This window comes from Myroides sp. 1354 (assembly GCF_030324495.1).
Classification (GTDB): domain Bacteria; phylum Bacteroidota; class Bacteroidia; order Flavobacteriales; family Flavobacteriaceae; genus Flavobacterium.
The window spans coordinates 207,981-222,278 of record NZ_JACAGN010000001.1; the positions used below are offsets into that span (position 1 = coordinate 207,981).

Here is a 14,298-nt window from a genome sequence, read left to right on the forward strand (position 1 = left end):
ATCTTTGTATAAAAAAATTCTATATTTGACGTTAACTAACTTAAAACTTAAAACGTATGAACAAAATTGCAGTGCTTTTCTGCTTCTTGCTGAGCGTATTTTTCACGTATGGGCAAGAGGTAGAAGTCGGCACAGGTACGGCTACTATGAGGCAGCCATTGAGCAGCTATCATGGCTATTCACGTTCTGCAGCACTTTATACATCTGCTGAGATTAACCAAGTAGGTTTTATCAATAAACTTGCATGGGATATTGGTGCTATTAAAGGAGAAAGACCTGTTAAAATCTACCTAAAAGAAGTAGAGTCCACAGCGTTAGTTGCTGGAAATTGGAGTTCTTTTATTCAAGGAGCAGCAGTTGTTTATGAGGGAAGGTTTACGCCTACCAGTGTTGGATTCAACACCATAGATTTGCATAATTCTTTTAACTATACAGGAGGTAATAAAAATCTATTAGTATTAGTTGAAACAAATTTTGGCGGTAACGGTAATGGTGATGGAATCAATGGTTTAGTTATTAAATCATCTGCAGCTACAAATATGCATTTTGAGGCCGGTGCGGATAATACTGCACCTACAATTAATCTTTCAGCAACAACAAATCGTCCTAATTTAAAGTTGACGTTTGGTCCTGAAATTACGTGTAAAATTCCAACAGCTATAACTATTACAGCGAATGAGGGTAATGCTTTTACCGTGAGTTGGACGGCTGCAGCCGGGGTAACAAACTATGATTTATATCTTGGAACAACGGCAGAAGCACCTGCGGCAGATGCTACGTTAGTCTCTGTTACTGGGACTTCACATCGATTTGAAGGGGTTACTCCTTTGACAACTTATTATGTATGGATGCGTTCACATTGTTCTGATACAGATCAAAGTTTTTGGGTTCAATTGCCAATTCGAACCAATCAAATAGCAGCCACTCTACCTTATATGGATGATTTTGAAGGAGCTGATAACTGGGATAAGAAAAGTAACATTGTTAATAAATGGGTTATTGGAACGGCTGTGAATAATGGCGGAACGAAAGCCTTATATATTTCTGAAGATGGTGGTGCGAATTATACCTATAATGTTAATGGTACTGGTGTTGCTCATGCATATCGCGATTTAGTTATACCTACTGGGACAACAGAAATTGCGGTTAACTTTGATTGGCGTTGTGTTGGAGAAGGTGGAACATGGGATTACTTTAGAGTATGGGCCGTTCCCGCTTCTTTCGAGCCGACAACAGGAGTTCAAATCACAGCAGCAGCAGATAGAATTCGATTGGGCCGATCAGAATATAATGCAAATACACAATTTCTGAGAGAGCAATTAGTGGTAAATGCTACTGCTTTTGCTGGTCAAAACATGCGTTTGGTATTTGAATGGAGACAAGATACGAGTGGTGGTACTCAACCTCCAGGGGCTATTGATAATTTAGAAGTTTCTGTTATTACTTGTTCTGCTCCAACTGCTTTGCAGTTGAATGCAATTACATCAACTACGGCTACAGTAGCATGGACAGCGGCAACTGGACAAACACAGTATGAGGTATATTATACAACAACAGCTGTGAATCCTGGGGCAACAGTTACAGGATCTGTCATTACAACTGACAATCCCTACACAATCATAGGTTTAGCACCGAATACACAATATTATGTTTGGGTGAGAACCGTTTGTAGTCCTACAGATAAGAGTTTCTGGGTGCAATTGCCAATTTTTACAGGGCAAGTTCCAGGTACTTTACCGTATAATGACGGTTTTGAAGGACAAGATAATTGGAATAAAGGAAGTAACTCAATTAATAAGTGGGTGGTAGGAACTGCTGCACAAAATGGTGGAGCAAAATCTTTGTATATTTCAAAAGATAATGGAACAACAAATACATATGATGTTAGTGTGTCAACTGTAGCGCATGCGTATCGTGATCTTACAATTCCTGCGGGAACAACAGATATTAGCATTGCTTTTGATTGGCGTTGTGTTGGTGAAGGAACGACGAATGATTATTTTAGAGTTTGGTTGGTTCCTACTACGTTTGTACCAACTGCTGGGACTCAAATCACAGCCGTAGCAAATCGAATCAAATTAGGTGCTGAATATAATGCAAATGATACGTTTAGAAGAACACAAATGATTCAAAATGCAGGAGTATTCGCTGGAGAAACTATGCGTTTGGTATTTGAATGGCGTCAAGATAGCAGTGTAGGTACTCAACCACCAGCAGCTATTGATAATGTTGAAGTAAGAGCGGTGACGTGTTATCCTCCAACAGATGTTAGAACAACTACTGCAACAGGAACTTCCATTACATTGGCATGGACTCCTGTGGCGGGACAAACACAGTATGAAGTGTATTATGCAACTACAGCAACAACTCCAGGTGAAACAGTTACTGGATCTGTAGTTACAACAGATAATCCGTATACAATTACTGGTTTAAATCCAAATACACAATATTATATTTGGGTTAGAACGGTTTGTAGTGCAACAGATAAAAGTTTCTGGGTACATTTACCTGCAATGACAGGTCAAATTCCTGCAGAAATGCCATATGAAGAAGATTTCGAAGGGGATAATAATTGGACGTTAATTAGTAACTCTATTAATAAATGGGTGGTTGGAACTGCTGTAAATAATGGCGGAACTCATTCGCTTTATGTGTCAAAAGATAATGGAGTAACAAATAGTTATAATAATGGAATAGTTACTGTTACGCACGCTTATAGAGATGTTATTGTACCTGCTGGAGTTAGTGCAGGAAGTCTTAGCTTTGATTGGCGTGCAAGTGGAGAATCTACCTTTGATTACTTGAGAGTATGGGTTGTATCTAATACTTTCAATCCTACAGTAGGACAACAAATAACTGCTGGAGTAAACCGTATTCAAATCGGTGAAAATTACAACAGACAAGAGACTTTTTCAAATGTTACTGAAGCAGTTGATTTACGAGCTTTTGCCGGTTCAACATTGCGCCTTGTTTTTGAATGGAGAAATGATGGTAGTGGTGGTACTGACCCTGCTGCTGCGGTTGATAATATTAACCTGCAAGTAGAAACATGCCCGCCAGTTACTGGATTAACAGCATGTGCGGCAAGTGAACACATCAATTTCGGATGGGATTCTCAACAAGGAATGACAGAGTGGGAAATTGCACTTGAAACAACGGATTTAGCAAACCCTGATCCTGCGAATATTTTGAGAGTTACTCAACCTGAATATACAGCTAATGGATTAACAGTAAATGAAACATATTATTTTTATGTACGCAATGTTTGTGAAGATGGTAAATTTAGTATGTGGAGAAAAATTGTAGTACGTACAAATAGTACTAGTATTTTAGATTCAAATCCATTTTGTGCAGGACCTGGAGGTATTATCTTCCCGAATAACAATAGAGATAATACTCCTGTAGAATTTCCTTTAGGAGACGGGCTTAGAATTGCGTGTTTAGGTTCAGTTCCATATCCTGTTTGGTATTTCTTGAAAATAGATACTGATGGAGATTTGGTATTTGATATTATACAAAGTACTTCTTTTGATGCGAATGGAGAAGCAAATGGAGATGTATTAGATGTTGACTTTGTAGCTTTTGGACCGTTTGATAATTTAGATGAAGCTTGTGCAGAATCAGTTTTAGGACCATGTCCTGCAGGTGTCAATTGTCCTAATAATACATCGACTACAAGTAATTATCCTGTTGGAAATATTGTTGATTGTAGTTATGATGGTAGAAATATTGAAACCATGACTATTAATGGTGCTCGTAGAGGTCAAATTTATGCTGTTCTAATTACTAACTTCGGAAGAAGACCTGGATTTATTAAATTAGCACAACGAAATGTTGGTGATCCTGATGCAGGTACGACAGATTGTAAATTCTTATGTGAAGTAGATTTAGGAGAAGATCAATATTTATGTTCAGGAAGTTCGTATGAAATTAAAGCTAAAATTTCTGCAGCTGGATCAACAGAAGATATGACTTATACTTGGTTTAAAGATGGAGAAATGCTTGATCCCGCTTTATTTAATACCAATAAATTAGTAGTTACAGAGTCTGGTACTTACCGTGTACGTGTTGAAAAAGATCTTTGTGAAGAAAATCCTGAAGATGAAGTAGTAATCACAATTTATGATCCAATTCGACTTACATTGCCGAAAAAGATTGAACTATGTGATATCGAAAATGTAGGTTATGCCATGTTTGAGGTGAAATCAATAGTAGAAGAAGCTATTGCTAGTCATTCAGAAGCACAAACGATTAAGCATAAATATTACCATACGTTGGCAGATTTTAATGCAAAAACCAATGCTTTTGAAATGGATGATTTATATCAATCTGCTGGAAATGAATCTATATTCGTTGAAGTTTATCGCGAGAAAAATGAAGAATGTAGGGGATATTTTGAAATTGCATTGAGCATTAAACCAACAGCTTACTTTAATGCAGAGTTCTCATATGATGGACCAATCTGTATTAATAATATTGAGGAATTGCCAATTACACCAGGTGCTGAATTTACTTTAGGAGGTTACTTTACTTATAAGACGATTAGTCATACAAATCCAAAAGATCCTAGTAAAGAACCTAAAGGAGGACTATCGCTGAATAGAGAAACAGGTGCTATTAATGTAGCGGCAAGTATTGCAGGAGTATATGAAGTAGAGTATTTCTATGGAGTGCCAAGTAATATGTGTGGAGAGCCTGTAAGTCATAAAGTGACAATTACTATCTTTGATCGTTTCGAAATTGCATTAGATGGAGATTGCTATGATGGTAAATACTACTTGAGAGTTATTGATGTGCTTGGTAATATTAAGAACGATCAAGCGAAGTTTACTTGGACTGGTCCTGCTGGATTTACTGCCGATACGCAAGAAATTGTGGTAAGTGAACAAGGAGATTACAGCGTTGTTATTGAGACAATTGATGGATGTTATGAAGAGCAAACAATAAGCTTAAAATCAGACGAGATTGATTGTTTAATCACAAGAGGTATTTCACCAAATGGCGATGGTAAAAACGATTATTTCGATCTTTCAAATTATAAAGTGAAGAGTTTCAAAGTATTTAATCGTAATGGAGGAGAAGTTTATGCTCATGGGTTAGGATATACTGTAGAATGGGCTGGTCAAGATAAATCTGGTAATAAACTACCATCAGGAACGTATTTCTACGTGATTGAAACGGTGCAGAAAACAATTACAGGTTGGGTACAAATTAATTATTAATACAAACAAACAACTGTGTGTGATCTTTCACGCACAGTTGTTTTACTACTATTTATAAAATTAAACCGTATATGAAAAGAATATATTTAACATTAGGAGTACTGAGTTTACTTAGCGGCCTTGACGTTCAAGCCCAACAGAACCCTCAATACACCCAGTATATGTACAACATGAGTGTTGTGAATCCCGCTTATGCAGGATCTAAAGATGCGGTGTCTATGGGAGCTTTGTACCGCAAACAATGGGCGGGATTTGATGGAGCACCAGAAACAGGAACTTTTTTCATCAACAGTCGAGTTGGTAAAAAAGTGGGTGTTGGGTTGTCTTTTATCAATGACCGCATCGGACCGGTTACAGAGAATAACATCTATGGAGATTTTTCTTATACTTTAGAGTTGGGAGGAGCACACAAATTGGCTTTGGGGATAAAAGCAGGCGCAACGTTCCATAGTGCTGATTTATTTTCAGAAGTTGGAAATGGTTATACGATCGATCCGAATGACCCTGCTTTTGGCGAGGACAGCAAATCGACGTTATTCAATGCGGGTATTGGAGCCTACTACTATACAGATAAGTATTTTATCGGTTTAGGAGTACCAAACCTAATCAAAGAATACTATTTGAACTACGATGGGAAGAACTTTGGTCAACGCGAGATTCACATGTACTTGAATGGAGGATATGTATTTGATTTAGATCAGGACTGGAAATTAAAACCTTCTACGATGATTAAATACGCGATGAATTCACCAGTTTCTTTTGATTTGAATGTGAACGTGATGTATTTGAACAAGATTGAGGCAGGAGTTAGCTACCGTTTAGAAGATGCAGTAGGTGGTATGATCAACTACCGCGTTACACCCCAACTACGCGTTGGATATGCTTATGATTACATCACTTCGGACATCAACAAAGTAGCCAAAGGTTCTCACGAGTTTATGGTATTATACGACATTTTCTTGTCTAAGAAAGTTTCTAGTTCCTCACGTTATTTCTAATCGAATAAAAAGCAAAGAATGAAAATAAGAAAGGTTTATTTAGCGCTGTTATTAAGTGGTTTTTTGGCGACTCAGAGTATGTTTGCTCAAGAGCCAGTAAAAACCCCTTTAGAGATTGCCAATGAACACTACAACCGCTACGAATTTGTCGATGCGGCTAAAGTGTATCAGAAGTTAATCCGCGGAGCTAAGACAGATAATTATATTTATTTACAATTAGCAGATTGTTATTACAATATCTTTAATACGGTAGAAGCAGCGAAGTACTATGGGAAAGCATTGGAGAAAGATCCGAGTTTAGATTCTGAGTTGTACTATCGCTATGCTCAGATGTTAAAGGCGAGTGGACGTTATGAGTCTTCCAATGCAGCGATGCGCAAATTTGCGGAGCTGAATCCGGAGGATCAACGCGCCATTTCTTTTATGCGCGAGCCGGATTATATTCCTCGCTTACGCGCTCAAGAGGAGTTGTTTACTTTTGAAGAGTCAGGGATCAATGACCGTCAAGGGAATGACTTTGGAGCGTTTTTAACAGTAGGAGATACGCTTTATTTTGCCTCTACGCGTAAAGGGAATAAATCAAAGAACAAATACGGATGGGACAACCAAGGTTACTTGGATATGTTTCAGGCGAAATACAAAAATGCAGAGGATCCTTTGTATGATGTAGAACCCGTATCGGAGTTGAACTCGAAGTATCACGATGGACCAGCGACTGTTACAGGTGATGGTCAGACGATGTACTTTGCTACGGAGAGTTTCCGCGCAGGGAAATACACGAAGAACAAAGCGAAGCTCGTAAAGTTAGGTAAGGTAAGTGTCTTCCGTGCAACGAAGAAAAAAGGGAAATGGACGGATTTTGAACCTGTACCTTTTAACGGCAGCGATTACTCGGTGAGTAACCCAAGTGTTAGCAAAGATGGTCGTGTGTTGTACTTTTCATCTGATATGCCAGGTACAATGGGAAGCACGGATATCTGGAAAGTAGACATCGATGAAGAAGGTAACTACGGTACTCCAGTGAATATGGGAAGTCAAATCAATACCGAAGGGAGAGAATCATTTCCATTTATCTCAGAGGAAGGGAAGTTGTATTTCGCTTCAGATTCCCGCAAGGGCTTTGGAGGATTGGATGTTTATGTGGTCGACTTGGCTATTCCCCAAGCAGAGCCTAAGAATTTAGGATCTCCGATTAATACGGCTAAAGACGATTTTGCTTTTTCATTTTATCCTGGGAAAGACATTGGATTTTTCTCTACGAACCGCATCGGACGCGATGATATTTACAAAGCGAAACCGGTTTGTAATACCGAGATGTACGTGACGGTAACACACAAAGACACCGGCAAGATCTTGACAGGCGCACGTGTAGATATTTACGACGATCGCAAGAACTTGGTCGAGACGAAGTTTACGGATCACCGCGGAATTGTGGAATACGTTGTGGATTGTGGGAAATTTTACCACTTACAAGTTGACATGGATGACTTTGAAGGCAAGTCAATAGAAGTTCCTTTGAACCGCAAAGGCGGTCGTCAATTAGTTAATGTTGGTTTAAGACCAATCGAAGTAATCGTAACGAAAGACGAGATTATCTTAGGAGATATTTACTTTGAATTTGACCGCTTCAACATCACGCAACAAGGGGCCTTGGAGTTGGATAAGTTGGTGAAAGTGATGAAGCGCAACCCACAGATGCGCATCAAAGTTGGTTCACATACGGATAACCGCGGAAGTGCAACCTACAACCAGAAGTTATCGGAGAATCGCGCAAAAACAACGGTACAATACGTATTGTCCAAAGGCATTGAGGCGTATCGTTTAGAATCTCAAGGTTATGGACCAAGTATGCCGAAGATTGATTGTAAAGCAAACTGTACAGAAGAAGAGCACGCCATCAACAGACGCAGTGAGTTTGTTATCTTGAAATAATTGAAAGATTTAAGTTTAGTATATTTTAAGAAGTCCTTACCATATCGGTAAGGGCTTTTTTTGTACCTTAGTTATAATTTGTTGGCACATTATTTGAAATAGAACAAGTGTTTAACTTAAACAGTAGAAAAAGATGAAGTTTTTATATTACAATATAATGGTCTTGTTGTTTGTGTTTGTCACACAAGCGCAAGCGCAAAATACAGTGGTAACTGCCCAGAGTTATGACATTAGTGATAACTTGGATTTACAGGCAGTTGCTTCTATTTTTGGGGATTCAAAAGATCTAGCAGACTTTGAATACCGCCTGAATGACCCTAGTCTGCGTATCAATAACCTCGATTTAAACAACGATGGTTATGTAGACTATCTCCGCGTGATTGAAGTAGTAGAAGGAAATGCCCATTTAATCGTTATTCAAGCCGTTTTAGGACGCGATATGTATCAAGATATTGCTACGATAGAAATCGAGAAAAATAAGCGCCGCAATCAAGTTTCCATGCAAATTGTCGGAAACAGCTATTTGTATGGTCCAAATTATATTTATGAACCAGTATACGTTGCAACACCTCCTGTATTTAGTTTATTCTGGGGAGTGTCGTATCGTCCTTATTACTCTTCGTGGTATTGGGGATATTATCCTTCGTACTACTCTTACTATTCGCCATATCCCACACCAACGTATATCGTACACGTGCACAACCACATCAACTACAACAACCGATATGTGTATACCAACAACTATTACAGTAGAAGCACAAGAACGATGTATAACGATGTGAGACGCGATTATTACGAGCGATCAAATCCCAATCGATCATTCTATGAAAGAAATAATGGATATTCAAACAGTCGTGAGTTAGCTAACTCCAGAAGTGCTTACGCAGAGGCTAGTAACAATTCGTATTCAAGAAGCAACAATTCATCTGCAACAAGTGGTTATACCCGTGATATTAATCGCGTAGACAATAACTATTCGAGAAGTTCATCCGCATCAAGCTCAGATAATTCCTATAAAAGAGGAGAAGCAGTAAATGGTTCAGGAGATGGAAGTAGTTCAAATTATTCTCGTAGTGGATATAGCAACAGTAGTGCGAATTCAAACTCAAACTCAAATTCCAACTATTCTCGTTCTAATTCATCTAGTTCGAATGCAAATACTAGTTCAAACTATTCGAGAAGTAATTCTTCAAGTTCATCGAATTCCAATTCCAGCAGTAGTAATCCAAACTATTCCCGCAGTTCATCTAGCTCAAGTTCGTCTAGATCTAACTCAAGCAGCAGTAGTCCAAGTTATTCACGTAGTTCGTCTAGTTACAATTCAGGAAGCAGTAGCCCAAGTTATTCACGTAGCTCGTCAAGCTATAGCTCAGGAAGTAGTAGTCCAAGCTATTCGCGCAGTTCGTCAAGCTCTAGTTCTAGTTCTAGAAGTAGTAGCAGTGGATCATCTTCCTCTTATTCAAGAAGTAGTAGATAATTAAATAGCATAAAAAAAGAGCAAGTCACCTTGCTCTTTTTTTTATTTGTAAATCTCGTTTAATAGTTTCGCTAAACGAAGACCTCCTTTCAACAATTGTTCTTCTACAGTATCTTTGAAATCAAAGTGGTAGCGATAGCTTAAATTTTCGTTTTCTTCCACGCTGTTGTAAAGTGTATTCGCAATAGAATAAGAATCGTAAATCCAATCAGCTAAACTTCCTTGAACCAAATTTTGGTTGTATGTTTTATCGTGAATATCTAAAACAGTAGCATATTCTGTATAGCTGTATTTGTCGAAATCAACCAGGGCAGAATCCCATAAACTATGTAAATTTGTCGGTTTTCTAAACCATTCAATTTTCACTCTGTTTCCACCTAAATCCTCTGATCTTCCAATGTGTAGTGGTTGATGAGCATCGCCGATGATGTGAATCAAGAAATACAATTTCTGTTGTTTTTCCTCTAAAGTAAGGGTGTTACTTTTTAATTCATCAATCAATAATAGCGCTCTTTTGTAAAGATTTTCATCGGTAGAATTGCTTAATTCTTGATCAAAAGCAAGGCGACTTAAATCACCAGGCATATTGACATAATGCCAACTATCAGCAAATTTCCAAGTAGGGTCCGATTTGATAAAATCAGGCCAATTTGCCCAATATGCCAACTGTTGATTGCCAATGATTTTCTTGAGTTCTTTTTTCGCTTTGTTGTTTAAGTTTCTTTCTGCTATCTCTGCAATGACGCGGTGTCCTGTTGTTCCCCAAGCGAAAATTGCCGTGGTTTGCAGCAAGCAAAAGGTCATTGCTAAAGCCAATAAAATTTTTTTCATCGTTTGTTTTATTAATTAAAAAGAGCCTTTAATTCTGTAGCATCGCTAGGTTTCATTTTCCCTGCCAATACTAAGCTCAATTGTTTTCTTCTCAAAGCCGCTTCAAAACGTTGGTGTTCTAATTCTGTTTCGGGAATTAATTCCGGTACAGGGACAGGATTTCCCATATCGTCTACAGCTACAAAAGTATAAATAGCCTCATTTGCTTTGGTTTTATTTCCAGACTCACGATCTTCAATCCACACGTCCAAATAGATTTCCATAGACGAAGTGAAGGCTCTAGAAATCTTAGCTTCTATGGTTACAACACTGCCTAAGGGAATTGGTTTATTAAACGCTACGTGGTTGACAGATGCCGTTACACATATTCTTCTTGAATGTCTTCTAGCAGCAATCCCAGCCGCTCGGTCCATACGCGCCAATAGCTCACCCCCAAACATATTGTTCAATGGATTGGTCTCTCCTGGAAGAACTAAATCACTGATGATAGTCGCAGATTCAGATACTAATTTTGCCGTCATAAAAATATATTTTTAGCAAAGATAAAGACAAAGCAAAAAAAAACCGAACGTTTCGCGTTCGGTTGGTATATTTAACGTATTATTTAATAAAAATCCAAGCTTCTTTATTTGTCGTACGGTGAATTTCCTTTAAAGTCTCTTTTGCTTCTTCCTGGGTGGAGAAACTTCCGTATACCACAGGATACATACCATATTTCGTGCGACCTAAGAAAGAAGCGTTGTTAAACCCTTTCTTTTTTAAGATTTCAACCTCTACAGCTGCATTTTCTTCACTGCGGAAAGCTGCAGCCACTAAATGATAAGGTGTTGCTACTACTACACTTTCGTCTTTTACGGGCAATGCAATGGCCTCCATTGAAGGTTCAATAATAAAGGTTGCTTGTTGAAGCTTATTTTGAACTTGGGATTGAACGTTGTTTTCAATCGATAAGGTTTGGTCATTTACATAAGCCGTATAGCCATTTTGCACTAAAACACTTCCAATGCCTAAAGTAAGTACTAAAACAGATGCATATTTAAAGAACGTAGCTGTACGTCTTGTTTTTCCAGTAACCGATTCTATAGCGATAACAGGTGTAGTTTCTTTTTCTGCTCTTGAAAGAGCTTGAACGCCTACCGCAGATAACCCAAAAGAAGTAGCCAAGTAATTTTGATTTTGAATAGGATCAAATTGCAAGCTTTTTTCTTCATTATAGCTGAAGATTCCGATGGATTCTAAGTTTAAAGAATCAAATGAAGTCAACGTATTATTCCAATCAGCAACCATTGCTTGAATACGCGTCACAGCTTCCTCATACGAAAGTTGTTCTTGCGTTGCAATGTGATTTGCTAATAGTCCATCGTTGTTCACAATATTTCTATTGAAAGAAATACGCTTTTGAGGAGGGAAAAACATTTGCTTTTCCACATCGTAAAAAGACGATTGGATTTCAGTGATAAAAGCACCAAATCCAGGAACAATAACGCATGGATAACGATATAATAAGGCTGATATGTATTGAGTCATCTTCATAATACAAAAGTAGTCTAAACCAATGGTTTAGCAAATAATTGGAACCGTTTTTTTATTAACATTTTTATAGACCAACAGTTACTCGTTAATTGATTGGTACTGAATGGTTAGGTTTTTGATGTTAGCTGTACTAAGGTAATAAAATTTAATTAATTAACATATTCTAATGAAAGAAGAAGATTTGTTTTTCACTTTAGCCTTGACCAAAGTAAATGGAGTAGGACCTATTATAGGAAAGCGACTGATTGAAAATTTTGGGACAGCTAAAGGCGTTTTTGACGCCTCCTATCACGAATTAGTGTCCAAACGTGTTGCCGCATCTTTGGCTCTTCAAATACAAGCTAAAAAAGGATTTTCTTGGGCAGAAAAAGAAGTAAAGCTAATAGAGCAAGAAAAGATTACGCCTCTATTTTATCAAGCCAAAGCTTATCCCTACTATTTGCGGCAATGTGAAGATAGTCCGCTTTTGTTATTTGCAAAAGGTAATTTGACAGAGAATTGGTCGTCTCGCAATGTTGTGAGTATCGTTGGTACGCGAAATCCTTCAACCAGAGGCTTGGATTTCTGTGCGAAATTCATGGAGGCTGTTCAAGGATATAACCCAATTATAATCAGCGGATTGGCTTACGGTATTGATATTTGTGTACACAAACAAGCACTTGCTTTTGGTTTGGAAACGTATGGTGTTTTAGGACATGGATTGAATCAAATTTACCCTGCAAAGCATGGGGCAATTGCTAAAAAAATGCTTAAAAAAGGGGGACTGTTGACCGAATTTGCGGTGCAGAGTAGAATTGAAAGAGAAAATTTTATTCAGCGCAATCGCTTAGTTGCTGGGAGTAGTCAAGCTACTCTTGTTGTGGAAAGTGCGATAAAAGGAGGCTCTATGAGCTCGATTACCTTTGCAAACGATTACAATCGCGATGTATTTGCTGTACCTGGAAGAATTGACGATCCCATGAGTCAAGGGTGTAATGAATTAATTCGCACCCAGCGCGCCCAACTACTCAGTGATCCTCTAGAGTTAATTGAGTGTTTGAATTGGAACAAAAACAAGGAGAAAACCAAAGCGATTCAGCCCTTGTTATTTGTCAATCTCAATGCAGATGAACAAATCATTTACGACTATTTGTGTCAGACGCAGAGAGATGTAATTGACCTTATTGCATTGAATTGTAGTCTTCCTATTTACAAGGTGAGTACTATTTTACTTCAATTGGAATTGCAAGGACTCGTTCGACCTTTGCCTGGTAAGTACTTCGAATTGGTGTAAGGATATAAATAAGAAAGGGCATTCTTTAGAATGCCCTTGTCTTTTATCTTGTAGCGTAGCCCAATTTTTCGCGAACGCGGTTTAGCGTTCCTGTTGCTACTACAGAGGCTTTTGATGCACCAGTCAGTAATAGTCGATCTACTTCTTCTAAATTATTGATGTAGTAGTCGTATTTGGTACGTATATCTTTGAATTTTTCAACAATCAGTTCGAATAATTCTTGTTTGGCATGTCCATAACCGTAATTTCCACCTTCGTATTTTGCTCGCATCTGTGCAATTTCCGCTGGTGTCGCTAATAACTTGTAGATGGTAAATACATTACAAGTATCAGGATTCTTAGGTTCCTCTAATGGAGTACTGTCTGTTTCAATACTCATCACTTGTTTTCTCAACGTTTTATCGTTCTCAAAAATATTGATGATATTATTTCTCGATTTACTCATTTTGTTTCCATCAAGACCTGGTACAATCATCACATCTTCAGAGATTTTTGCCTCTGGCAAAACGAAAGTTTCTCCCATTTGGTGGTTGAATCGCGCAGCAACATCACGTGTAATTTCTAAATGTTGCAATTGATCTTTTCCTACAGGAACAAAATTAGCATCATACAATAAAATATCGGCAGCCATTAACATTGGATAGGTAAATAATCCGGTATTAACGTCTGCAAGAACCTCTGCTTTATCTTTAAAAGAATGGGCTAAGGTTAATCGTTGAAAAGGAAAGAAGCAACTTAAGTACCAAGTAAGCTCTGTCGTTTGCGGCACGTCAGACTGGCGGTAAAAAGTTACATGATTAACATCTAAACCACAAGCAAGCCATGTAGCCGCAACACTATAGGTATTTTCCTGTAATGTTTTTGCATCTTTTATCTGTGTTGCTGAATGTAAATTCGCAATAAAAATAAAAGACTCATTCTCTTTGTTGTTTGCCATTTCTACTGCAGGTAGAATTGCGCCTAAGAGATTCCCTAAGTGTGGAGTTCCTGTACTTTGAACTCCTGTTAGAATTTTAGCCATTGCGTGTTTGT

9 protein-coding genes are annotated in these 14,298 nt (G+C 38.1%); 5 read left to right on the plus strand and 4 right to left on the minus strand.

Features of this window, described 5'->3' with window-relative positions:
* Positions 1 to 56: 56 nt before the first annotated feature.
* The 4 genes from HX004_RS00930 (at position 57) to HX004_RS00945 (ending at position 9,629) form a co-directional block, all read left to right on the plus strand.
* Complete coding sequence (locus HX004_RS00930) at positions 57 to 5,222, plus strand: fibronectin type III domain-containing protein (protein ID WP_286440447.1); 5,166 nt, start codon at positions 57 to 59, stop codon at positions 5,220 to 5,222.
* Between the two features lie 71 nt (positions 5,223 to 5,293).
* A complete protein-coding gene (locus HX004_RS00935; RefSeq protein ID WP_286440449.1) occupies positions 5,294 to 6,220 on the plus strand; it encodes a PorP/SprF family type IX secretion system membrane protein in 927 nt (308 codons plus the stop codon).
* A gap of 18 nt (positions 6,221 to 6,238) precedes the next feature.
* Positions 6,239 to 8,152, plus strand: a complete 1,914-nt coding sequence (locus HX004_RS00940) for an OmpA family protein (protein ID WP_286440445.1) — start codon at positions 6,239 to 6,241, stop codon at positions 8,150 to 8,152.
* 133 nt (positions 8,153 to 8,285) lie between these two features.
* On the plus strand, positions 8,286 to 9,629 hold the full coding sequence (locus tag HX004_RS00945) for a hypothetical protein (RefSeq protein WP_286440450.1): 1,344 nt from the start codon (positions 8,286 to 8,288) through the stop codon (positions 9,627 to 9,629).
* Positions 9,630 to 9,671: 42 nt separating this feature from the next.
* Here the strand turns inward: HX004_RS00945 and HX004_RS00950 are convergent, their stop codons facing one another.
* The 3 genes from HX004_RS00950 to HX004_RS00960 form a co-directional block, all read right to left on the minus strand.
* Positions 9,672 to 10,460, minus strand: a complete 789-nt coding sequence (locus HX004_RS00950) for a S1/P1 nuclease (RefSeq protein WP_286440451.1) — start codon at positions 10,458 to 10,460, stop codon at positions 9,672 to 9,674.
* An 11-nt stretch (positions 10,461 to 10,471) separates the two neighbouring features.
* Positions 10,472 to 10,981, minus strand: coding sequence for an acyl-CoA thioesterase (locus HX004_RS00955; protein ID WP_286440452.1), 510 nt, complete (start codon positions 10,979 to 10,981; stop codon positions 10,472 to 10,474).
* A gap of 79 nt (positions 10,982 to 11,060) precedes the next feature.
* Entirely contained in the window at positions 11,061 to 11,987 is a 927-nt protein-coding gene (locus HX004_RS00960) for an HU domain-containing protein (RefSeq protein ID WP_286440453.1), read from the minus strand.
* A gap of 172 nt (positions 11,988 to 12,159) precedes the next feature.
* Between HX004_RS00960 and dprA the strand changes: the two genes are divergently transcribed.
* Positions 12,160 to 13,266 (plus strand): DNA-processing protein DprA, encoded by a 1,107-nt coding sequence (gene dprA, locus HX004_RS00965; protein ID WP_286440454.1) that lies wholly within the window; start codon positions 12,160 to 12,162, stop codon positions 13,264 to 13,266.
* A gap of 43 nt (positions 13,267 to 13,309) precedes the next feature.
* On the opposite strand, the gene trpS is transcribed toward dprA, so the two are convergent.
* Positions 13,310 to 14,287, minus strand: coding sequence for a tryptophan--tRNA ligase (gene trpS, locus HX004_RS00970; RefSeq protein ID WP_286440455.1), 978 nt, complete (start codon positions 14,285 to 14,287; stop codon positions 13,310 to 13,312).
* Positions 14,288 to 14,298 lie beyond the last annotated feature (11 nt).